Origin of the sequence: Nostoc sp. JL34 (genome assembly GCF_017114945.1) — a bacterium.
Lineage (GTDB): Bacteria > Cyanobacteriota > Cyanobacteriia > Cyanobacteriales > Nostocaceae > Nostoc.
This window is the reverse complement of sequence record NZ_JABXKQ010000048.1, coordinates 1-23,325: the sequence shown is the minus strand read 5'-3', so window position 1 is coordinate 23,325 and position 23,325 is coordinate 1. Positions and strand designations below refer to the sequence as shown.

At 41.1% G+C, this 23,325-nt stretch carries 22 protein-coding genes; 15 read left to right on the top strand and 7 right to left on the bottom strand.

Going from position 1 to position 23,325, the window contains the following annotated elements; all coding sequences use genetic code 11:
- Positions 1 to 7 precede the first annotated feature (7 nt).
- The 3 genes from HWQ44_RS10245 to HWQ44_RS10235 all read right to left on the bottom strand — a co-directional run bounded on the left by HWQ44_RS10245 (position 8) and on the right by HWQ44_RS10235 (position 2,111).
- Complete coding sequence (locus tag HWQ44_RS10245) at positions 8 to 217, bottom strand: molybdopterin-binding protein (protein ID WP_292718162.1); 210 nt, start codon at positions 215 to 217, stop codon at positions 8 to 10.
- A gap of 529 nt (positions 218 to 746) precedes the next feature.
- On the bottom strand, positions 747 to 1,424 hold the full coding sequence (locus HWQ44_RS10240; protein ID WP_292718161.1) for a hypothetical protein: 678 nt from the start codon (positions 1,422 to 1,424) through the stop codon (positions 747 to 749).
- Between the two features lie 444 nt (positions 1,425 to 1,868).
- Positions 1,869 to 2,111: a hypothetical protein gene (locus HWQ44_RS10235; protein WP_292718160.1), complete on the bottom strand. Its 243-nt coding sequence runs from the start codon at positions 2,109 to 2,111 to the stop codon at positions 1,869 to 1,871.
- A 109-nt stretch (positions 2,112 to 2,220) separates the two neighbouring features.
- Here HWQ44_RS10235 and HWQ44_RS10230 point away from each other — a divergent pair, with 109 nt between their 5' ends.
- The 12 genes from HWQ44_RS10230 (at position 2,221) to HWQ44_RS10175 (ending at position 12,939) form a co-directional block, all read left to right on the top strand.
- Positions 2,221 to 2,694: a 2OG-Fe(II) oxygenase family protein gene (locus HWQ44_RS10230; RefSeq protein WP_292718159.1), complete on the top strand. Its 474-nt coding sequence runs from the start codon at positions 2,221 to 2,223 to the stop codon at positions 2,692 to 2,694.
- Positions 2,695 to 3,007: 313 nt separating this feature from the next.
- Complete coding sequence (gene kdpA, locus HWQ44_RS10225; RefSeq protein WP_292718158.1) at positions 3,008 to 4,753, top strand: potassium-transporting ATPase subunit KdpA; 1,746 nt, start codon at positions 3,008 to 3,010, stop codon at positions 4,751 to 4,753.
- A gap of 178 nt (positions 4,754 to 4,931) precedes the next feature.
- Positions 4,932 to 7,073, top strand: coding sequence for a potassium-transporting ATPase subunit KdpB (kdpB, locus tag HWQ44_RS10220; RefSeq protein WP_292718157.1), 2,142 nt, complete (start codon positions 4,932 to 4,934; stop codon positions 7,071 to 7,073).
- Positions 7,074 to 7,079: 6 nt separating this feature from the next.
- Positions 7,080 to 7,349, top strand: a complete 270-nt coding sequence (locus HWQ44_RS10215) for a potassium-transporting ATPase subunit F (protein WP_292718156.1) — start codon at positions 7,080 to 7,082, stop codon at positions 7,347 to 7,349.
- Positions 7,349 to 7,990, top strand: a complete 642-nt coding sequence (kdpC, locus tag HWQ44_RS10210; protein ID WP_292718155.1) for a K(+)-transporting ATPase subunit C — start codon at positions 7,349 to 7,351, stop codon at positions 7,988 to 7,990. The genes HWQ44_RS10215 and kdpC overlap by 1 nt, the downstream gene beginning before the upstream one ends.
- 180 nt (positions 7,991 to 8,170) lie before the next feature.
- Complete coding sequence (locus HWQ44_RS10205) at positions 8,171 to 8,596, top strand: potassium transporter TrkA (RefSeq protein WP_292718154.1); 426 nt, start codon at positions 8,171 to 8,173, stop codon at positions 8,594 to 8,596.
- 4 nt (positions 8,597 to 8,600) lie between these two features.
- Positions 8,601 to 9,068, top strand: a complete 468-nt coding sequence (locus HWQ44_RS10200; RefSeq protein WP_292718153.1) for a hypothetical protein — start codon at positions 8,601 to 8,603, stop codon at positions 9,066 to 9,068.
- Between the two features lie 50 nt (positions 9,069 to 9,118).
- On the top strand, positions 9,119 to 9,517 hold the full coding sequence (locus HWQ44_RS10195; RefSeq protein ID WP_292718152.1) for a hypothetical protein: 399 nt from the start codon (positions 9,119 to 9,121) through the stop codon (positions 9,515 to 9,517).
- Between the two features lie 100 nt (positions 9,518 to 9,617).
- Positions 9,618 to 9,890: a potassium-transporting ATPase subunit KdpA gene (locus HWQ44_RS10190; RefSeq protein WP_292718151.1), complete on the top strand. Its 273-nt coding sequence runs from the start codon at positions 9,618 to 9,620 to the stop codon at positions 9,888 to 9,890.
- Positions 9,890 to 10,144, top strand: coding sequence for a hypothetical protein (locus HWQ44_RS10185; protein WP_292718150.1), 255 nt, complete (start codon positions 9,890 to 9,892; stop codon positions 10,142 to 10,144). The genes HWQ44_RS10190 and HWQ44_RS10185 overlap by 1 nt, the downstream gene beginning before the upstream one ends.
- 117 nt (positions 10,145 to 10,261) lie before the next feature.
- Positions 10,262 to 11,185 carry a hypothetical protein gene (locus HWQ44_RS10180; RefSeq protein WP_292718148.1) on the top strand — a complete coding sequence of 308 codons (924 nt, stop codon included), beginning with the start codon at positions 10,262 to 10,264 and terminating at the stop codon, positions 11,183 to 11,185.
- The gene (locus HWQ44_RS10175; protein WP_292718145.1) at positions 11,152 to 12,939 is read left to right on the top strand and encodes an iron uptake porin; all 1,788 of its coding nucleotides are present in this window, start codon (positions 11,152 to 11,154) and stop codon (positions 12,937 to 12,939) included. The genes HWQ44_RS10180 and HWQ44_RS10175 overlap by 34 nt, the downstream gene beginning before the upstream one ends.
- Positions 12,940 to 13,085: 146 nt before the next feature.
- On the opposite strand, the gene aroA is transcribed toward HWQ44_RS10175, so the two are convergent.
- On the bottom strand, positions 13,086 to 14,366 hold the full coding sequence (gene aroA, locus HWQ44_RS10170; RefSeq protein WP_292718143.1) for a 3-phosphoshikimate 1-carboxyvinyltransferase: 1,281 nt from the start codon (positions 14,364 to 14,366) through the stop codon (positions 13,086 to 13,088).
- Between aroA and HWQ44_RS10165 the strand changes: the two genes are divergently transcribed.
- Both HWQ44_RS10165 and HWQ44_RS10160 read left to right on the top strand, forming a co-directional pair.
- The gene (locus HWQ44_RS10165) at positions 14,356 to 14,490 is read left to right on the top strand and encodes a hypothetical protein (RefSeq protein ID WP_292718141.1); all 135 of its coding nucleotides are present in this window, start codon (positions 14,356 to 14,358) and stop codon (positions 14,488 to 14,490) included. The two genes, aroA and HWQ44_RS10165, sit on opposite strands and share 11 nt — an antisense overlap.
- Positions 14,491 to 14,545: 55 nt before the next feature.
- A complete protein-coding gene (locus tag HWQ44_RS10160; RefSeq protein WP_292718139.1) occupies positions 14,546 to 16,105 on the top strand; it encodes a YcjF family protein in 1,560 nt (519 codons plus the stop codon).
- A 112-nt stretch (positions 16,106 to 16,217) separates the two neighbouring features.
- Here the strand turns inward: HWQ44_RS10160 and HWQ44_RS10155 are convergent, their stop codons facing one another.
- The gene (locus HWQ44_RS10155) at positions 16,218 to 16,898 is read right to left on the bottom strand and encodes a PEP-CTERM sorting domain-containing protein (RefSeq protein WP_292718137.1); all 681 of its coding nucleotides are present in this window, start codon (positions 16,896 to 16,898) and stop codon (positions 16,218 to 16,220) included.
- Between the two features lie 571 nt (positions 16,899 to 17,469).
- Between HWQ44_RS10155 and HWQ44_RS10150 the strand changes: the two genes are divergently transcribed.
- Positions 17,470 to 19,221: a serine/threonine-protein kinase gene (locus HWQ44_RS10150; RefSeq protein ID WP_292718135.1), complete on the top strand. Its 1,752-nt coding sequence runs from the start codon at positions 17,470 to 17,472 to the stop codon at positions 19,219 to 19,221.
- A 138-nt stretch (positions 19,222 to 19,359) separates the two neighbouring features.
- Here the strand turns inward: HWQ44_RS10150 and HWQ44_RS10145 are convergent, their stop codons facing one another.
- The gene (locus HWQ44_RS10145) at positions 19,360 to 20,655 is read right to left on the bottom strand and encodes a hybrid sensor histidine kinase/response regulator (protein WP_292718133.1); all 1,296 of its coding nucleotides are present in this window, start codon (positions 20,653 to 20,655) and stop codon (positions 19,360 to 19,362) included.
- The gene (locus HWQ44_RS10140) at positions 20,652 to 23,087 is read right to left on the bottom strand and encodes a hybrid sensor histidine kinase/response regulator (RefSeq protein ID WP_292718131.1); all 2,436 of its coding nucleotides are present in this window, start codon (positions 23,085 to 23,087) and stop codon (positions 20,652 to 20,654) included. The genes HWQ44_RS10145 and HWQ44_RS10140 overlap by 4 nt, the downstream gene beginning before the upstream one ends.
- Positions 23,088 to 23,325: the final 238 nt, after the last annotated feature.

The window sequence follows — 23,325 nt, the reverse complement described above, 5'->3', positions numbered from 1 at the left end:
TTTCGAGCTATTCTGTAGCAATTATGACATCCGAAGCTTTAATCACAGCGATCGCTTGTTTTCCCTCTTCAAGTTGGAGATGCTCTACTGACTCCTTGGTAATAATTGCAGTTATTTCCACCCCAGTCACAATTTCTAATATCACCTCGGAGTTGACTGTTCCTGGATGAATTTTCTTAATAGTTCCTTTTAAGGAATTACGAGCGCTAACTTCCATATTTTGCTCCTCTCTAGTTAGAAGATAATTCTGACTTTAATAATACTAACAACTATCATCTTGTTGAATTATCCTCATTTAGTGGGATGTTATATTCTGCCTTACAGAATAACTTTGATATCAGACTGGTATTAGAAGATGGCAAAAAAGTCGATAGTGGAATAGTTAAAGCTTGGCAGAGCATTCATTAAAAACTGTTTTTGGTGATGTAGCTACTCAGTTACTTTGGTGCATTCTGATAATTTTTGGCACATGATAAATTTCGTAATTTGTCAAGTAGTTAGAATCCCGACTAACTGCACTGGTTGCTTTTTTGATAATTTAATATAACTTTTTTTACAAGGTTGAAATGCTCGCTATCAAACCCTGATTCTTGCATCTTGATAAAAATATCAAAGCTTAGTTTTAAACAAGCAAGAAGGCGTAATGCTTATAACCGAAAGCCATTTGGTCTACTTGGGGAAACCCCAACAAGTAGACCAAGTGGCGTGATAACTCTCCGTTGTAGGGCTTTTAATCAGAAGAGTTTTCAGAAATATTTTGGTTTTAAAGGTGAAGGAGGAGCAGATAATATGAGGATATTTGTCACATTACTAACGTAACGACCTCCAGCTTTGTCACCTGGAACTACTAAACGAGCAAATCCTTCATCTGTTAAAGGCACGACTGTACCATCACTACCTTTTTTTTCAAATGCAACTAGCACTGTTTTCCCTTCAAAGTTAGGTTGGATTTCACCAATAGCTACGACTGCACCATAGCAATCTGTGGCGTCAGCTAGAACATATTGCCTCAGAAAAGAGTTTTTACTATTCACCCCAGAATTCCCAGGTCTTAGACCACCTCCGGCTTTCGGATTATTAATTAATTCCCATAGAGGGACTCCATAGTATGTTTCTGTTCGTGGGCCTGAGCCGGTTTGAAAGGTCACAGTGATTTCAGTAACTAATGCTGGATTTTGGTTTTTTAAAACCTCTCGCAAATTTCTCAGGTTTTGCAAGTTATAAGTGGTTGGATTATTGATTTCTCCACCTAAGCGAAAATTTTGGGAAGAACCTCCAGGACACTTATTTTTTTGCCAAATAGATGGTGTTTTTTCTTCTTTATTCCAGGGAACGTTACTCCTTAAGTCAGCTAAAGTAGGCTGCGATAAAACCAGTATAGATAGGATTAAAGACGCAATGGGTATCTGGCGGGTAAAACGCATCAAACATTTCTCCGTTTGTATTGAATATTGAAAAAATTAGATAGTTTTGCTCAAAGCTGCTTGCCCACTAAAAATTGGTATTTTTATCGCCAAAACTGAGCAATTTGACAATAAATTTTGTTAGCAAAAAAATAAAACCCTTAAATGTTCAATTTTCAACTCCTTACCAGACAATACAAAATAGCTAGCTTTTAATATGAGTTATTAAAAACTAATAAATCAAAAGCCAAAGTTAGCCGCAAATCTCAGAAGAGGTTTGCGTTTTTCAAAATAGATAAGTGTATCTATGTATGTACTGAAGATAATACCAACTTATTGAGTAAATTACCAGATTAATTGGTAATTAAACTCTAACAAAATTAATTTTTATTTCTTTTTAAAATAGTGAAGCTTAATATTGTATATAAACTTGCTGTCGTTATTAGCTTTATAAACACTTTATTATCAAGCTAATAAAGTGTTTACTTTTGGTGTATCTAGTTCAACGCAAATATGTTGTTCTGGAAACTGTCGTCGCAGTTCATTCATGCGCTCAATTAGCCCAACTATACCTCCCAGGAATATCAGGTGTTGGTTAAAGATCAGAACTGTTTCAGATAATCCTAAGCGATGAAAAAAACCCCCGCCAGCTAGAACTGCTTTGATGGAAAGCGCTCTAGTTCCTGGAAAACATTTACGAGTAGTCACAATAGAAACGGGAGCGATGCGATTTTGTTAGATCGGACTTTAATTCTCAGTTACAGAGCTATATTCTCAATAAAAACAGTTATTTAGCTGCGATCGCGCCAGCCCTGAGTTGTCAGTTCGTTGGCGCGATCGCATAGCACAAGGAAGATTATCTTCTAATCTTAGTAATCTCAGCAGTATTTGGCGACAAATGATAGAAGAACTGTGGACACCTGCTTACCGCCAAGCCTTAACACAGATGTCCGGGGTGGAATTGAAAGACTGTGCAATGGTGATTGGATTTCGTCGATATAATCTAGGTCACTGTCATCGCCCTCATACTGATGAACCATCGAAAGCTTTGACTCATTTACTATTTTTCAATGAACAATGGCCTATGGACTGGGGTGGTTGTTTGCGAATTCTCTTGGACGAGAAACCAGAATCTGTCTTCCAAGATATTGCACCACTGGGACAGTTTTCGGCTGTGATTGTGCGCTCAGATAATTCCTGGCACATGGTAACTCCAGTAGCATCGACTGCACTACAGTGCCGATTGGCTCTTAGGATTACTTTTTTTCACAATCTCGATGCAGGTGCTTAGTTGATAGTAAAAATCCAAAAAGGTTGGAGATATGCTTACAAATGATCCTTCTATACTTGCAGATATATATCGAGATAAACGCTCTGAAGACTTATATATATAGAAAAATATATTTCTTATATAGCCTAGTTTAAATATCAATTTATACCTTGTGTTCTTTAACAAAAAGATCCATGATTGATTGAGAAAGCCCATAATTATAGGTAACTTAGTTAATAATGACGCCGATATACTTCATAAACTTTTCCGATTCATAGCAAGATAATATCTGATATTCATCTCAAATTTACTCATATTGGAGTTTGATTAACTCATGTTAGAAGGATGGATTCAAATTATATTAACGCTACTGATTGTAGTAGCAATTACTCCAGTTTTTGGGCGCTATATGGCGCGTGTCTACCTAGAGCAAAGTACTTTTCTTGACCCGATTTTGAATCCGGTTGAGCGAGTGCTTTATGCTTTAGTTGGTGTTAAAACCAAAGAAAATATGACCGGCTGGCAATATGGGCGGGCAATCTTATACAGTAACGTCGCAATGGGATTGCTGATTTTCTTGATTATTATGAATCAAGGCTGGCTGCCATTAAACCCAACCAAGATCGATACCCCAACCTGGGATACAGTGCTGCATACGACTATTTCTTTTATTACTAATACTAACCAGCAGCACTATTCTGGTGAAACCTACATGAGCTATGGCAGCCAAGTGTGGGGACTTGGTTATCACATGTTTACCTCTGCTGCTACTGGGTTAGCGGTAGGGATTGCTTTTATTCGCGGATTGACTGGTAGATCGTTGGGCAACTTTTATGTAGATTTAATTCGCTCGATTACGCGAATTTTACTGCCTATTTGTCTTGTGGGTGGCATTGTCTTAATGGCAGCTGGCGTTCCCGAAACACTGGGGGGTGCAGTTGTATTCCCAACTTTAGAAGATGCGAATATCAGTCAGGCGATCGCTCGTGGCCCTGTTGCTCATTTTGAAATTATCAAACAATTAGGGGAAAATGGCGGCGGCTTTTTCGCCATCAACTCCGCACACCCCTTTGAAAATCCCAACGGATTTTCTAATTTGATTCAGATTGTTGCCATGCTTTCGATTCCAACTTCCCTAATCTACACTTATGGGTTGTTTGCGAATAACACCAAACAAGCTTGGTTAGTCTACGGTATGGTAGGCGTTCTCTATTTAGTATTTATCATCGTCACTGCCATTGGTGAATACAACGGCAATCCGGCTGTGAATGCACTGTTGGGTAGTCAGCAACCGAATTTAGAGGGTAAAGAAGTCCGGTTTGGTTGGGCACAATCTGCACTATTTGCAACCAGTACAACTGGTACTATGTGCGGTGCAGTCAACAGCTTACACGATTCTTTCATGCCCAACGGCGGTTTTATTACCCTTTCCAATATGTTCCTGCAAATTATTTGGGGTGGACAGGGTACAGGAACCGCTTATCTATTTGCTTACCTGATTCTGGCTGTGTTTGCCACAGGGCTGATGGTGGGACGGACACCAGAATTTCTCGGACGCAAGATTGAGAAGCGCGAGGTTGTACTTGCTAGTTTTTTGATTCTGCTAGTTCACCCGATCGCAATTATGATTCCCGCAGGTATCGCCTTGGCGTTTCCCGATCAACTAGCAGGAATTAGTAATCCCGGCTTTCACGGTTTTGCTCAAGTTATCTATGAATACGCTTCAGCTGCTGCTAACAACGGTTCTGGCTTTGAAGGCTTAGGAGATTCACAACCTTCTCCTTTGGCGATCGCTACAGGTGCAAAAACCACTGCAACTGCCCTGTGGTGGAACTTGAGTACCTGCTTCAGTTTAATTGCTGGACGCTATATTCCCATCATCGGTTTGCTGTTTTTAGCAGATAGTATGTCTCGTAAGCAAGCGGTTCCTTACACCACTGGTACATTGCGAACCGATACTGGACTATTTACAGGCGTTACCGCAGGTGTGATTTTAATTCTGGGCGCACTTACATTCTTCCCAGTCTTAGCATTAGGCCCCATCGGTGAAGCTTTCTTTATCGCCAAAGGTATCGGCTAGGGAGTGGGGAGCGGAGGTGCAGGGGAGCAGGGGAGCAGAGGAGAGTTAGAACACCATTCATCGACCTTGGAACTCCGTTCATCGACCTCGGAACACCATTCATCGACCTGAGAACTCCATTCATCGACTTCAGAACTCCGTTCATCGACTTCAAAGACTCATGCTCAAAATTTAATGTATGCCAATTACTACTGATTCTCCCTCCCCCCGTATTCCATCTGGAACTCGTGACTCGCGCAAACACACCCCCAAAACAGATATGCGGGGACTTTACCAAAGAGCAATCCGCGAGTCATTTGTTAAGCTAGATCCGCGAATTACTGTCAAAAACCCAGTTATGTTTGTTGTTTGGGTAGGGACAATTGTCACCTTGCTTGTTACCCTAAACCCAAATTTGTTTGGCACAATTCAGGCAGATGTTAACCAACAACGCGTCTTAAATGGGTTGATTACCTTTATTCTCTTTTTCACCCTCGTTTTTGCCAACTTTGCCGAAGCTGTGGCTGAAGGACGCGGTAAAGCTCAGGCTGATTCACTGCGATCGACGCGATCGGATACTGTTGCCAACAAAATCCTCCCTGATGGTTCCATAGTAAAAGTCAATTCCACGGAACTGCGACGGGGCGATTTGGTAAAAGTCAGTGCCAATAATATGATTCCCGCCGATGGGGATGTAATTAAAGGCATTGGCTCAGTGGATGAGTCGGCGATTACCGGGGAATCTGCCCCGGTGCTGAAGCAACCAGGTACAGATATTGCCAGTTCGGTGACAGGAGGTACACGCCTACTCTCCGATGAGTTGACAATTCGCATTAGTGCCGATCCTGGACAAGGCTTTATCGATCGCATGATTGCCTTGGTAGAAGGGGCAGAACGCAGCAAAACTCCCAACGAGATTGCTTTGACGGTATTGTTGGCAGTGTTAACGCAGGTGTTTTTGATTGTGGTAGCGACAATGCCCCCATTTGTCGGCTACATCGCTAGCTTTATCAGCACAGCCTTTGGAGTTGAGGCGGGAAACAGTTTGCGGGCGGGTGCTAGCGTTGCTATTCTTATATCGCTCTTGGTAGCATTAATTCCCACAACTATCGGTGGTTTGCTCAGTGCGATCGGGATTGCTGGCATGGATAGAGTTGCTCAGTTTAACGTCATTGCAACCTCTGGTCGAGCAGTAGAAGCTTGCGGCGACATCAACACCTTGGTGCTGGATAAGACAGGCACGATCACCTTGGGAAATCGGATGGCTGACGAGTTTATTCCCCTGGATAACCACTCAATAATAGATGTGGCACGAGTCTCCCTAGCTGCTAGCTTGTTTGACGAAACACCAGAGGGCAAATCGATTGTGATTTTAGCAGAAAAGTCCCAGGCTGGGGTAGACTTTAACATTGATAAAGCCGAAGGTGTAGAATTTTCCGCCAAAACCCGGATGAGTGGCACGAATCTACCCGATGGCAAACAAATTCGCAAAGGTGCAGTGGATGCCATTAAGGGATTTGTCCGTTCTCGTGGCGGTAACGTTCCTGATGATATAGATGCAGCTTATGAGCGAGTTTCCCGGTTGGGCGGTACACCCTTGGCTGTTTGCCAAGATGACAAAATTTATGGTGTCATCTATCTCAAAGATATTGTCAAACCTGGTCTGCGGGAACGATTTGACCAACTCCGGCGCATGGGTGTTCGCACCATCATGCTCACAGGTGACAATCGGATTACCGCTTCAGTGATTGCCGAAGAGGCTGGGGTTGATGATTTCATTGCTGAAGCAACTCCAGAAGACAAAATTGAAGTGATTCGCTCGGAACAATCTCAGGGTAAATTGGTGGCAATGACCGGGGATGGTACGAACGATGCACCTGCTCTCGCTCAAGCAAATGTGGGTGTGGCGATGAATTCTGGGACGCAAGCTGCCAAAGAAGCTGCTAACATGGTGGACTTAGACTCAGATCCCACGAAGCTAATTGACTTAGTAACCATAGGTAAACAGTTGCTAATTACTCGTGGAGCCTTGACAACATTCTCTATCGCTAACGATATTGCCAAGTATTTTGCGATCATTCCCACAATCTTTGCCGCCGCTGGAATCGGCGCACTTAATATTATGGGGTTAAAGAGTGCCCAATCTGCGATCGTCTCGGCGCTGATTTACAACGCCTTAATTATTCCGGCATTAATTCCGCTAGCACTCAGAGGCGTGAAGTTCTTACCTTTAACAGCAGATCAACTGCTACGTCGTAACATCTTCATCTTTGGTCTGGGCGGTATCGTTGCTCCCTTCATTGCCATCAAACTGATAGATATTATCTTACCTTTGTCTTAATTTACTATGAAACCTATTCAGATCCGCCGCGCTATCGCTACATCCCAAGTATTAGAAGAAATAACTGAAATCTGGTGTCAATGGCGTAGACAAAAGCTACCACTGTATTTATTCTTGGCGATGTGTTTCAACCTAGTGGTTGCACCTATGGTTTATGCAGCTACTGGTGAAGAACTTTCCCGCAGTCAATCTTGGGGATTGGGATTGTTAGGACTGACGACACTAGGGCTTTCCATCTATTTATTTTTTGTAATGTTTGTACCGGAGAAATTCTAATGAGTTTTGCACGCGAAGCTGGTAGAGCTGTTCGGTCTACCTTAGTACTTTGGGTTATTGGAGCAATTATTTATCCTTTTGCGATGATTGCCATTGGGCAAATTGTATTTCCCTTTCAAGCAAACGGTAGTCTCCTGAAAAATAGCACAGGTCAAGTTGTCGGTTCTGCTTTGATTGGTCAACCTTTTAGTAGCGATCGCTATTTTAACAGTCGTCCTAGTACCACGAGCTACAGCACAGCCGATCCTAAAAAGGATGATGCGGGAGTTTTGAAAACTGGGGTTTCTGGCGCTAGTAACTTGGCTCCCAGTAATCCCGCATTAATGGAACGCATCAAAGGGAAAGATGACCCAGACCCCAGCAAAAAAGTTGAGGGTGACTTCAATCGTCTGAAAAAAGCAGGTGTACAGCCGACTGGCGATTTAGTCTACACCTCTGGTTCTAGCCTTGACCCCCACATTACCCCGGAAGCTGGGATCGCACAAATTGCACGAGTAGCCAAGGCGCGAGGAGTTCAACCGAACCAACTCGAAACTTTAATTTCTCAAAACACCGATGGGCGCTTTATTGGCATCTTTGGCGAGCCTGGAGTTAATGTGTTGAAGCTGAACTTAGCTCTGGATCAGATTAAGGGAAAATAATATAGACGCGAAATTTCGCGTCTATATTATTCATAATTATTATCTAAGACTCAGATACCCGACTTTTTAAATAAGTCGGGTATTTCATTTTTACTGAATAATTAAGTAAGCCTATATCTCTAAATATATGCCTATTTAGCTAATTATCTAATACATTTTATATATCTGTAAAATATATCTATGAAAAAATATTTTTTATGTAAAATACGGCACAATACTATTAGAATTAAAAAATATTTCGTGTTAAAAAACAAATCAATTTTAGAACCAAGCCTATTTGGTGTTTTAATCCAAGCCAATAGTGTTTATTGCGGCATTCATTTAACTGATATTCAGTTACCCGATCAATGCGCTTTTCTAGGCATTTTAAGAGAAAGTAAAGTCATTTCAGCAATAGATAATCCTAGTATTTTTGCTGAAGACTACATTTTAGCAATAGCAACCCATCCCATGATGGTTCCCGCTCTCAAAGTCACTCTCAAGAAAATTCATTCTGTTTACTATTCCCTTAACAGTTGCTTACTAGAAGCTAGACCAACAGCCAGCCAATCTGTTAATTCAGATGACTTAGATTTATCAAGTAGTTTCAATGCCACATATTATTAGACAGATGAACATTTACTTATTCTCTTATCATGTACCTGACCGAATAATGATTCAAGATTTAGGTGCTCCGATTACAACTCAATTTAAGGGTGAAATTAGTGATATTTACTCTAAAGGTAATCTGATATTTTTTATAGAAACTCTGTTTATGGGTGGACAAAAAATTAAAGCTAACCATACCATTCCCACTGAATCGATTGTAATTGTTGAAGCTCCACCCATATTACAAGGAGATTGGTTAGCAGCAGGAGCTTCTACAGTTTTGGTTCCTCAAATGAAGCCAGAAACTACCGCTTGGGGTGCCGTTGTTCTCAACTATTGCAGATTAATTCAGATTCATCAGATTGAAGTAATTACCTCCCCTTGGAGCAGTAATACCGATACAGAAGCTTTCAATGGCAAAATTCTTCCAAAACCTGGGATGAGAACCAAGCAAAACAGTAGTTTATCGCTAGCTTCTAAAAGTGTTTAATTTAGATGACCTTTACTGAATCTGAGTTCGACTAACTAAAGGTTTTTAATATGCATACTTCGGAGGTTTTCCGACTTGATGTATCCGCCCAAAAAAGTGTTCATCAGTCCACCCTAATTGAAGCTAACCTAGCTAAGGCAACACATAATGATACAAAACCACAGCAAGGAGACATTCCTTTTGTAGCAATATTTTTGGCTCACATTTCCTTCATGATTGTTTGGGCTATTTTCGTTTTTATCGTTTCATCTGTCTGCAAAGCACTAGAAGATCCTCCAGAAAATACAGCACAAGATAAAGACGAAATAGTAAGCATCAAACATGTACAGCAACATCCCTGTAAAAACTGCCAATTTTTTAACAACAACTATTTTCTGAAGTGTGCAGTACATCCTGCCATTGCTCTAACGAAACAAGCACTCAATTGCTCTGACTACAGTCCTAAATAGGTGAGTTTCTCACTATAAATAAAGCGATCGCTTTATCGCATGCTTCCCAATTATGCTCCAAGACTTTGTGCAAATCTTCCTCACTCTATTCTGAGTTGTGGTGTCAGTAACAATCGTAGGACACTACTTAACTGAAGTCTTCTTCATGCACAAAACTTGGCTCGATCTGGTGATGAACCCATTAGAGTGCTTATTTTATCTGCTCATAAGTATTGAACCGCAAAAGAGCATGACTGGAAGAGAATATGCGATCGCTCTCTTACTCAGCAAGTCTGTAAATCTTTGTGAAACAGTATTACCAAATGAGATTATCTCAGGTTACTGCAATCAACTAGCTAATAATCAATCAGATTTTTTATCAGGAGTAAATTAATGGTACAGCCTAATTATGAAGATAAAAATCGTTTTCTCTATCCTTGCGATCGCTACCACGGTCAATTTCAGCCAAATAATCTAGTATTTAATGCCAATCTCCAAGAATTTACTCAAAGAGTTAGCTACATTGTTAATTTAGAAACTGCTGGCAAACTATCACCAGAAATCGCTTTTTGTCAAATAGATGCACTCTGGAAACAGTTAGAGGATAGTAAACATAAGCTGGAAATTTCTAGCGATATATCGGTTTAATTTAGTTAAATAATCATGATGTAGCTGTAACAAAATTGATGCGGTGATTGTTAGTTCGAGAACCTTCAAACAAAGTTAACGTTTGAAAACTTCATTTGAAAAGCCCAAACAAATTTTATGAAACAAAAAGAAACAGTATTTGTTATTCCGACTCATCGACTCAGAGATGTAGCACAGACCATTGAAAAGTATGATGAGAATTTCTGGGTGAATGGTCATGCTTTAAAAATTATCGTTTTTGATGATTCCAGTATTGCCAATCATGAGAAATATTATCCACTTTTAGAGCAGACTAAGACAGTCAATGACGTGTTTTATGTTGGGCCCCAGCAGAAAGAACAATTTATTACATTTTTAAATGAAAGACTGCGCGATCGCAAGCTAGAATCACTAGTCAAAAACTTATTTCGACCTAGTTATGGAGGAAATCGCAACTTCACGCTCATGTATACGCTTGGACATTTAATGGTTAGTGCAGATGACGATATGCGCCCAGATGCATTAATTGAAACTAGCCCAGAATCTTTATCAGGTGATGAAATATGTCGAGGAAAATTAATCAAGTCTAGCCAACAAGGTGGCTACGTTCACAAATCTTTTGACTTACTCACAGCTTTTGGTGATGTTCTAGGTCAAAAAGCCAGCCATGTACCAGAAAATTTTGAGGCTGGAGAATTGGTTCTTGATACAGCAATGGATTTAGAAACCAACACAACTAAAGGTTACTTTCGAGAGAACAGTCTCTTATTACAACCAGGGAGAGTATTAAATAATGCGATCGTCAAGATTGCCCAGACTTTTCGCACAGGAACTAATGATATCGAAACACAACTTTTGCCAAACAAGGCATCTGTAAAACTTTACGATTCTTCATCTGGGAAAATTTTGTTTAGATATAGCCTAAGTCACACCAATCTGATAAGATTTCCAACAAGTAGAATAATTGCTTGTTCTCTTTTTCTTGAACCCACTGATTTCGGGTCTTTTTTGGGAAAGGAAAATAAAAAATGTCTCATCTATTGTGGAAAACTCTGGTATTAAGTCCAGTAGTTTTGGGAGTGACGGTGTTGGTTTCCGCTAGGGCTATGGCTGCTGAAGTAGCAAACCCTTCTGAAGATATAAAGGCAAAAGCTTCTCAGATAGAAGCACCAGAAGCTATTGGTGCTTCACTATCAATTCAAACAGAGCAACCAAAAATTAATCAGCAGTTGTTTGCCCAAGCAAAGACTGATGGAAATCAGGTTTTAGAACAAGTTAATCGCTATAGCAGCGAAGGCAAAAACCAAAATTCACTGTCTCAAGTCACATCAGTTTCTCAGTTTTCTGATGTACAGCCAACTGACTGGGCATTCCAAGCTTTGCAATCCCTGGTTGAGCGTTACGGTTGTATTGCAGGATACCCCAATAGCACTTATCGTGGCAATCGGGCATTGACCCGTTATGAGTTTGCCGCAGGTTTGAATGCTTGTTTAGATCGGGTTAATGAACTGATTGCGACAGCAACTGCTGACTTGGTGACAAAACAGGATTTGGCAACTCTCCAGCGTTTGCAAGAGGAATTCTCGGCAGAACTGGCAACTCTACGCGGTCGAGTAGATTCTCTAGAAGCACGGACTGCTGAACTAGAAGCTAATCAGTTTTCCACTACCACAAAATTGGTGGGTGAAGCAATTTTTGCCGTTACTGATGTGTTTGGCGGTAATACTGGCGATGCTAACAATACTGTCTTCCAAGATAGGGTACGTTTAGACTTGCAAACCAGTTTCACTGGTAAAGACGTTTTACACACCCGTCTTGCAGCCGGTAATGCACTAGCCTTTACACAAGTAGGGAATAATGGTGTTGGGATCGATACTGCTGAAGGTACGCAAACATTTCAACTCGGCAGCACTGGTAACAACGGTGTCATTATCGACTGGTTAGCGTATTACGTACCCATAGGCCCAGCCCAAGCTTACTTTGCGGGCACCGGAGGTATTCATAGCGATTATGTTGCCACTAACAATCCTTACTTTGAGGACTTTGATGGCGGTAATGGTGCTTTGTCTACCTTTGCTTCTGAAAGTCCGATTTATCGCATTGGTGGTGGTGCCGGTGCAGCATTGACTTTACCCTTTGGTAAGGGTGGCGGTTTTTTCAAACCAAGTTCACTGACTATAGGCTACTTAGCATCAAATGCTAGTAATCCTGGACCAAATCAAGGTTTGTTAGAAGGTAACTATGCAGCCTTAGGACAATTGAACTTTAGTGTTGGCGATCGCTTCTCTATAGCTGCTACCTACGTTCACGGTTATCATGGTGCTGGAGGTGGTAATTTATTCGATCTAGGTGGTGGTTTGGGTAGTACTAATCGCGTCGTAGGTACTGGTCAAGCTAACACCCTAACTACCTTAAACGGATCTTCCAGTAATTCTTACGGTATAGAAGCAGCTTTCAGACCCAGCGACAAACTGTCAGTCAGTGGCTTCGTTTCTTACCATGATATCACAGGCTTTGGTGCTGGTGATGATTATGAAGCTTGGAGCTACGGTCTTGGGGTAGCCTTACCTGACTTCGGTAAAAAGGGTAACGTTTTAGGGATTTTTGCAGGTGCTGAACCTTATGCCTTTAACCGAGGCGGAGCTTTTGCTGGTACTGGTAATGATATACCTTATCACTTTGAAGGCTTTTACAAGTATCGCGTGTCAGATAATATCTCAATCACCCCTGGCGTAATCTGGTTGACCTCTCCTGGTCAAAACAGCAACAACGATGATGCAATTATCGGTACGCTGAGAACAACTTTCACCTTCTAAAGGTTTACAGCAATTTGCTGTAGGGGCGCACAGCTAGCTCATTGGAAGTCTGAAAATACAAGGGACGGGCAAGATGCCCGTCCTACCAAACCAGCAAAATTATCCCGGAAATATGCAACATCAATCAAGAGTGCTGAGTCAATCTCTTATTGTTCTAACATTTGGAAGAATCGGGTAAAGTAATCTGGAAAAGTCTTAGCTGTACAGCCAGGATCTTTAATTACAATTCCTGGAACCTTTAAACCAGTGACAGCAAAGGCCATCGCCATTCGATGATCGTGATAGGTTTCAATCGCCGCCGGGGTAATGGGGCTAGGCTCAATTTTTAGTCTATCTGCGAATTCTTCAACCTCGACTCCTAGCCGACGCAACTCTGTAACCACCGCTTTAATCCGATCGGTTTCCTTATATCGAATATGTTCCACGTTCCGAATGGTAATCGGTGAACTAGCAAAGGGCGCGATCGCTGCTAATGTTTGCACCAAATCTGATATATCATTCATATCAATGTCGATGCCTTGCAATTGCTTTGGCCCCGTCACTTCGGTGTAATCATCCGAATCTTTAATTTGACAACCCATCTGTTCTAAAACATTCAGCCATAGAATATCACCCTGACAGGATTGTTTGGTCAAATGTTTGACGCGCACCCGTCCACCCGTGACGGCGGCGGCGGCAAAAAAGTAAGAAGCATTTGACGCATCAGGTTCTATTGTGTAATGTCGAGCTTGGTAACGTTGACCCGCTTTAATCTGAAATTGATTATCGCCGATTTGAATCACCTCGACGCCAAAATCCGCCATTAAGCTACAGGTCATTTTGACGTAAGACTGAGAAACCAGTGTACCCTCAACCTCAAAAATCGTATCCTGTTGAGCATAAGGCGCAATCATCAGCAATGCCGAAAGTTGCTGACTTGTTTGGTTCGCTTTCAACCGAAAATTTCCGCCAGCAAATTGCCGACTATAGAGAGTGTAGGGCATAAACTCGGAGTTTCCCTCAAAGTTAACGGTTGCTCCACCCATTTGCAGCACCGTCAACAAGTCGCCCATCGGTCGTTCTCGCATCCGAGGAACGCCATCTAGGCGATATTCGCCGTTCCCCAGTGCCACCAGCGCCGAGATAAACCGGGCTGTAGTCCCTGATAAACCCACAAATAAATCTGCCTGTTTAGCTGGGATGTCGCCTCCCATTCCTGCAACCTGAATCTGTGCCAGATTAGGATTCAGAGTTATGGGAATACTTAATTGCTCTAAACATTTAGCAAAATACTCACTGTCTTCACTAAATAAGGCATTTTCTAAAATGGAGTCACCTTGCGCCAAAGCAGCGACAAGTAACGCCCGATTGGTAAGACTTTTAGAACCGGGAATTTCTACCGTGGCATCCACTGGCCGATTTAGAGCAGGAATTGCAATGGTATCCACGTTAAACCTCTACGTAGGCGGTCAGCTACAACTTTATATATTGCCATATTTTCAGCTTCCTCAGTCGAAAGTCCTACCTCCTTCAACAAAAGCTGCTTCTTACTACTCTGGTAAAAAATACTGAAACTATTAAGATTAGAAGCATCTGCCTACTGAATACTCACTAATCTTTCCCAGCCATGCCTCTGTCACGCATAGTAACGCTGATTGTTGGTCTAATCGTCATTTTGGGGCTAGCCCTATGGCTAATTGATTCCCTATCACGGCTCTACTGGCAATTGTCCTATTCACCGTTGCTAGGCAATTTGCTGTTGTTGCTGCTGATTGTCCTTATTGGAGCCTTGGTTGCCGCTTTCGTCTATTATGTACTGGTGATTCGGGCTGGGGAAAAGCGATCGCGCCGGAACCCGAAGCGAGTGACTGCGGCGCAAATTCCGGCTGCTAAATCTGACGCTGCTTCTACAACTCTACAGGCTGTGCGGCAACAGGTAGCCCAAATTCAAGATGAAGTAACACGCCAAGCTTTATTAAGTCGATCGCGAGAGATTGAAGCCAACCTCGCGCGGGGCGAAATTCAAGTAGTGGTATTTGGTACGGGGAGTGCTGGTAAAACTTCCCTGGTTAATGCGATTATGGGACGCATGGTTGGTCAAGTGGATGCACCGATGGGTACAACCCAGGTTGGAGAAACCTATTGTCTGCGGTTGAAGGGATTAGAACGCAAGATTTTAATTACAGATACGCCGGGAATTTTAGAAGCAGGGGTGGCAGGAACGGAACGGGAACAGATGGCGCGAGAACTAGCGACAGAAGCAGATTTACTGTTGTTTGTAGTGGATAATGATTTACGGCGCTCAGAATATGAGCCACTGCGGGGGTTGGCAGAAATTGGCAAGCGATCGCTTTTGGTGCTTAACAAAACTGATTTATATACAGATGAAGATAAAGAAGCCATCCTCGCGAGATTGCGGCAACGGGTACGGGGATTTATTGCTACTAATGATGTGGTAGCGATCGCTGCTAATCCCCAATCTGCACAACTAGAAACTGGCGAAACCTTCCAGCCAGAACCCGATATTGTCCCCTTGCTGCGGCGCACGGCTGCTGTTTTACGCGCCGAAGGTGAAGATTTGGTGGCGGATAATATTCTTTTGCAATCTCTGCGATTGGGAGACGAGGCGCGAAAACTCATCGATGGCCAGCGTCGCCGTCAAGCTGACAAAATTGTAGAACGGTTTCAATGGATTGGTGCTGGTGTGGTATCGGTTACGCCTATACCAGTCGTAGATTTACTAGCGACAGCTGCTGTCAACGCTCAAATGGTTGTGGAAATTGGCAGAGTGTACGGCTGTGAATTGAATATGGAACGGGGACGAGAGTTAGCCCTTTCTTTAGCCAAAACCATCGCCAGTTTGGGCATTGTCAAAGGAGCAATTCAATTATTATCTACAGCTTTGCAACTCAATGTTGCTACCTTTATTATTGGTAGAGCGATTCAAGGCGTGACAGCAGCTTATTTAACACGAATTGCTGGTAAGAGTTTCATTGAATATTTTCGTCATGACCAAGATTGGGGTGATGGTGGAATGACGGAAGTTGTACAGCGACAGTTTCAAATTAATCGCAGAGATGAATTTATCAAGGCTTTTATTCAAGAAGCGATCGCACGGGTAGTGAAGCCGTTGACAGATAAAGTTGAAGCGATCGAGGAACAAGAAAGTAGAGAAGATTCTCAATAACTATAAACTTTTTTTACAAATTAGCATCAAAAATGCTCTTGCAAAAAAGCAAGAGCATTGAAATATTTTTAGGAAAAAATACTTTGTTGGATAGGTATCAAAGTAAATTAGCCTATACAGATTGGAACGCTTTTCTTTTGCGCTTTAGCCACAAACCCGTAATCCCAGCAAGCACTACCCCACTAAGAGTGCCAGGTTCTGGAACAATGGCTAGATCGGCATCAACCATAAGCGTCGCAGACGAACCAAAACTACCTCCAAACAGATATGGATACTGCTCTCCAATTTCAAGATCACCCAGAAGTGCACCTCCAATTGAGAAAAATTTTCCACTTCTAGCGTTAATATCTGCAATAGCGTCTGAGTTGAGAACAAAACTTAGGATTTCGTCTCGATTGCCAAAGGTACTAACGTTAAAAGTACCGTAATTTTTACCACTTCCCAAATCATTATAAATATTGACATTAGGATTATTATCTTTTTGACTAAGTAGATCAGCAGATGTTGAAACATCAAAAAAACCTAAAGTCTTTGTTGGATCTCCTGAACCATCAAATCGTTGAATTTGCAAGGTTGCTGTGGAGACTCCAGCTAGAGCGCTAAGATCGAATGTAAAAAAGTTATGATAAAAGGCCGTGCCCAATTTTCCAGTAATATAGTTGTCGTTCTCACTCTGGTTACCACTCTCCGTACTCCACCAACCTTGATTTGAACTACTCAAACTAAGAGTTGCTGCTTGCGCTACATTCAGTGTTCCTAATCCGAATCCAACAATAGCAGCCGTAATTGCCAATTTGTAACAGTTTTTCATCGGATATCCTGCAACGTTTAAACCTGTTTAGGTGAAATTCACAAAAATTTTCCCTATGCAATTACTGCTTTTCAAAGGACGCGGTTGCTCTCCAAGAAGAGTAACTAAGCGTAGTGAAAAATTCAGTATTAAGCTAGGGTTCTATTAGCACTGGAGATTATGTATTAAATAAAACAGTGCTGTTGGTAGCATGATAGTATAAAAAATATTATTAGAAGTAAAAACACATAAACTTTATACAAACTTTATATATATTTTATGGCTTCTTCATTTTTTGCATTCAAATTACGCCTAATCCCTTACAAAGAGACAAAAAATAGCTTTTAAATTTGAAATTTTTGATTAATAAAATAGAAACATATTGTAATATTAATACTTAATAATTTCAGTAAATTTTTATAAATCAAAATCCTCCTTTTTTAAGCAAAAGTACTGAAATAAGTCAAGTTTGCATTCAAGTAGTTAAGTTCGGTAAATCTATTCTTCAAGCATTCCGGAAACAGGAGGGAATGTCAGAAAAACTAGATAAAAGGACTTACTGAGTAACCAGGTCATGACCCACCACATAATCGGTAAATTACTACAAGGGCGTTACCAAATTGTCCAAAGCCTGGGTGCAGGGGTGTTTGGACAAACATACATTGCTGTAGACATAGATTATCCAGAGAATCCCAAATGCGTTGTTAAACAGATCAAGGTTAGCAGTTCCGAATCCGGCTATTTGGATATGTTGAGGTTAATGTTTCTGACTGAAACTGAAACCCTCAAGCTTCTGGGAAGCCATGACCAAATTCCTGAATTTATCGCCTGCTTTGAAGAAAACGAGCGATTTTATTTAGTGCAAGAACGTATTGAAGGACATGCGCTGACTGCGGAATTGCCTATTGATCAACAGTGGGGCTGTCTGTGGAGTGAAAGCGAAGTTGTAGAATTCCTGATAGATGTCTTAGGTATTCTAGAATTTGTTCACTCTCAAGGCGTCATCCATTGCGATATCAAGCCGGAAAACTTGATTAGACGGAATAGCGATTGCAAGTTAGTTATGATTGACTTTGGCTCAATCCAGTCTATTGATTTTGGTATAGGCGCGGAATTGCCCATTTATAGAATTCCCGTTACTTCATTAGGATACATACCGCCAGAGCAATTTATTGGACAAACACAACCCAACAGTGATATTTATGCTTTGGGTATGATTGCTATCCAGGCTTTGACAGGGTTAGAGCCATTACAATTAAAAGCTGATCCTTATACTAATGAAATTTTTTGGCGTTCTCAAAATACGCCAGTTAACGATTATCTAGCTGCTGTTCTCAGCCAAATGATCCGTTACGATTTCCAAGACCGCTTTCAGTCTGCGGGTGAGGTGCTGCGGGTACTTAAACAAATAGTATGGGAAACTCAGCCATCACAAATATTAGAAACAGATTCTCAATTTCTCCTAGAAGCAGCGAAAAATTCTACATCTGGGAAATTCTCCCCGTTATTCACAGGAATGAAAGTAGGACTGGCGGCTAATTCTTTGCTGATGGGATTTGGTGTATATTCTTTAGTTAATACTGCACCTGCATACTCAGAAACAGATACTTTATATAAAGCAACAAAAGAATATCAAGCTGGGGATTTACAAGAAGCGATCGCATTAGTTAAATCAATTCCCTCCCACAGCAATGTTTATCCAGAAGCGCAAGCTAAAATTGAAGAATGGCAAGAGCAATGGCAAGTAGCTGCACAGCAACACGAAATAGCACAAATAGCTTTTCATGAGGGCAGATGGTCAGATGTTCTTCATGCTGCTGCTCAAGTTCCAAATATTTTATATTGGCAATCTAAAACAGATAAATTAGTTCAGAAAGCATCCGTTAACATTGAAATACAGACGCAAGATTTATTAGCAAAAGCTTACGAAAAAGCCGAGATCAAAGATTTTTCTGCTGCATTACAATATCTGCGTCAAATTCCTCAAGAAAGTCATGCGGGGGCATTAGTTCAAGAAAAGTTGGCTGAGTATGATCGAAAGCGACAGATTAGAGCAGCCTATTTTTTACAAAAAGCTTACAGGAAAGCATCTATTGGTGATTTCGATCGGGCTGTAAAATTTCTCAAAAATATTCCCCAAGATACCCTAGTTTTTGCTCAAGCTCAAGTCAAATTGAATGAGTATACTCAAAAACAACGCGTGCTGGCCGACAATCAAAAGGTAGCTTCTGCAAAAAGAACAAATTCATCTACCCCTAAAAACTCAGTTCCTAGAATTGAATATCTTCAGGGAGGAAATTACCTGCAAGAGGTGAATATTCGTTAGCTACAGCAATAGTTCGGAGTTAGGTAATCCTTTATTTTAGCACTTAATCGCTCACTACGAAAGCTGCAAAATGAATCAGACAGATCGTTAGTACATAAAAAAGTGATGTTTTATTTGATTGAGTTTGTAAATTCTCATTTATCGGATGGGTAGTTCAATGATAAACTCTATACCTTCACCTGGCAGAGAATGGTATGTGAGCTTGCCATGATGATTATTAACCACAATTTGGTAAGCAATAGATAGACCAAGCCCTGTACCTTTCCCAACGGGTTTTGTTGTGTAAAAGGCATCGAATATTTTTGTTTGGTCTGCTTTGTCTATACCCGACCCATTATCGGCAACTCTTAAAAAAACTTGCTCTCCAATTGCCTGTGTTTTAATTTTAATCACCCCAGGATTTTGATAAATTGTATCAATATCTTTATTTTTATTGGTTTCTTCAATTGCATCGATCGCATTACTAATTAAATTCATAAAAACCTGATTAATTTCACCAGGAAAACACTCAATAAGTGGCAAATCTCCATAATCTTTGACTAATTGGATGGCTGGGTGATGAGCATTTCGTTTAAACCGATGTCCGAGAATGAGTAATGTACTTTCTAACCCTTCATGCAAGTTAACTAGCTTTTTCCCAGCTTCTCTGTGACGCGAGAAGTTGTTCAAATATGACACAATTTCTGTAACGCGATCTGTCCCAACTTGCATAGATTGAATAATTTTAGATAAATCACCTAACAAAAAATTGAGATCGTTTTTTTGAATCACGGTTTGAATTTCATCTGGTGGATTGGGCAGATATTTTTGATAGAGATGCAGTAAAGTAACTACTTCTTGTACATACTGTTCAACAAAATTTAAGTTGCCAGCTATAAAATTGATAGGATTATTAACTTCGTGAGCAATTCCTGCTGTGAGTTGCCCTAAAGCTGCTACCTTTTCTGCTTGAATCAGTTGAGTTTGAGTCTGTTGTAATTCGGCGTTTTTAGCAATCAAAGTTTTCGTCAAATTTCTCAGTTTGAGGTGATTTTCGATCCGCACTAAGACTTCTTCATGCTGAAAAGGTTTGGTAATGTAGTCTACGGCTCCCAATTGCAAACCTTTAACTTTATCAGCAATTTCTGATAAAGCTGTCATAAAAATGACTGGAATATCTTGGACACGAGGATTGCTTTTTAGCTGTTTACAAGTTTCAAAACCATCTATACCGGGCATCATTACATCCAGCAAGATTAAATCAGGTAAATCATCATTTTCTAATAGTTGAAGCGCTTTCTCACCGCTGCGTGCTGCCCAAACTTCAAAGCTAGACTGATCGAGAAAGCTGGATAAAACTTGTAAATTGGCCGGGTTATCGTCAACGATTAAAACAATTCCCCTGGAGGGAGCGTAATTGATAGAATTATTTTGGTCTTCAATAATCGTTTTCATACTGTTTCCACCGCATATTTAGTCAAGAAATTTAGGATTAAATCTTCATCAAATTGCCTTGCTAGTTGCCGTAGTTCATTAGCAAATGGTGCAAAGGTTATGTCTGTTTCTTCTAGTTGATCGGCCCACTTGAGAATGGCATTAAAGTTACCTTTACTGGCTAAGATAACTAGTTCCTGCAAGATTTGGGGGGAAGGAGGAGTTAATTGAGTAGATTGGCTATTTGCTGTCGTTGCTTCTTTGGCTTTTTCTCCATCAGGCTGAGATTGCTTGTAAATCCATACCAAATTTAAGTATTGTTCTAGTTGATGCAATAATTCATCCACCTGTATAGGTTTCGTTAAGAAGGCGTTACCTCCAGCTTGCAGACTGCGATGTTGATCGGCTTCAAAGACACTAGCAGAAGAGACGATAATTTTGACATCCTGAATTTCTGGAGTGTGACGCAGCAGTTTAATTAATTCAAACCCATCCATTTCTGGCATCAGTAAATCTGTGATGATTAAGTCTGGCTTGAGGGCGATCGCTATTTCTAAACCTTCTTTACCATTGCTGGCTTCAAGTACATTAAAACCGAGTGGTTGCAGTAAGTTTGTAATCACTGTACGATTCTCCCAGCGATCGTCAACCATCAGGATGGTGTAGGGGCTACCCTCAAAGCCAATAATTTGTTTCTCTGATGCAGCGATCGCAGATTGTACCCAGTCAGTCGCTTCGGAAATCTCCAACTCAAACCAGAAGCTACTCCCCTGCCCGATCTGACTCTGAACATGGATATCGCTACCCATCATCTGTACTAAGTGCCGAGTAATAGCTAAACCCAACCCAGTGCCTTCAGCTTGGCGCTTTTTCTCACCTACTTGTTCAAATGGCAAGAAAATTTTGCTCAATTCTGCGGGAGTTATCCCAATTCCCGTGTCTTCTACGGTATAGCGAAGGCGATGTTTCACTGTTTGCCCATCACTAGGAGATTGATCGATGACTTCAATATTGAAAGTAACCTGACCTTCATCTGTAAATTTGATGGCATTTCCCAACAGATTTAAGAGTACCTGACGTAATCTTTTGACATCAACATGAATCCCTGTAGGCAAGTTGACCGCAGGTTTATAGACAAACAAAATGCCCTTTTGTTTTGCCCGAATGTGGCATATTTCGACAATTCCTTGGAGAAAGGAGGGGAAATATACATCATCAGGATGCAGTTCTAGCTTTTTCGCTTCAATTTTGGAGAGATCCAAAATGTCATTAATTAAAGTCAGTAGATGAGAGCCGCATTCTTCAATAATATTGACGTGATATTGCTCTTGATTAGGTAAAGCTGGGGAACGAAGCAAAATTTGGGCACAACCGAGAATGCCATTCAAGGGTGTTCGCAGTTCATGACTCATATTGGCTAAAAATTCGCTTTTAGCATGGTTAGCTGTATCAGCCGCAGCTTTAGATTTTTTCAGTTCAGCTTGTTCAAATGCTTGCACTTGCCACAAGACGGTAATCATTGTGACAGTCAGCCCACCAACAATTAAGGCAATCAAATCGAGGAATTGCAATCGAGATTCGATATTTTGGCGAGGAATAACCAAAGCCACAGACCAATTAGCAGTTTGCAACGGCATGTAAGCTACATACTTTTTAGTGCCGTCAATTTCCATTAACTCAATTCCCTGTTGCTTGTTTACCATCCGCTGGGCGATCGCATTTAAATTGCGATCGCCAATTTTCAGCAGGCTGGGTGCAGGTTTTTCTAAGGTTGACATTAATGCCGAGTTAGGATGGACGATGGCCTGTCCTTGGGAATTGAGAGCAAAAGCATAGCTATTCACGCCGTAGTGCAGGGAGTTGACAACCTCTGCAATGTGATCGACTCTCACATTGCCCTGAAAGGCCCCGATTGGTGAACTACTGCTTGCAGAATTTGACCAAATCGGGGTGGAGATCGCAATTAAAGGAATTCCTGTAGAACGGCTAATGAAGGGATCGGAAATGTTGCTCTTTCCCGCAATTGCTTTTTGAAAGTAGTCTCGATCCCGAATATTTTTATTTGCTCGACCAACTTTTGTGTTGAAATATGAACCATCTGGGTTAGCTATTTGGAACAAGAAAAATTCATTGATCCGCTTAACTTCTGCTTTTAAATAGGGTTCTGCCACAGACCAATTTAAAGAGCGTACAGTTGAAGTACTAGCCAGGGTTTGTACCTCCACTTGGCGAACGTGTAACCACTCCTCAATTTCAGCATTCCCTCTCTGTACCTCTAAAAAAGCGCTATGTCTCAAATCTTTAAGCATCAGATTTCTAGCGGCTTGATAGCTAAAATAAGCAGAGATACTGACTACAAGGGTAGTGCCACCAATAATAAATCGAATCAGTAAATTTGGCGAGGGATGATTTTCTTTGTTAGATGCCGATAGGCTGGAGTTTTGTTGTATCAAGGGTTAGCTCCTTAATTACATAGTTCGGTAAGAATAAATTCTCGATTATCTTTAGATTTCCCAAGAAATTACCGATGCTCACAGCTTTTGCTAAAATCAACAAGAAATTTATAGTAATGCCATGAATTATAAGTTTTGCTCTCAAAAAATTTTTTTAAATCAACTCAAATTCTAATTATCAGCTATAGAACCCATTTGACATCTAAGAAGGTGCAGCAAGCCTCTTAACCATCAACCG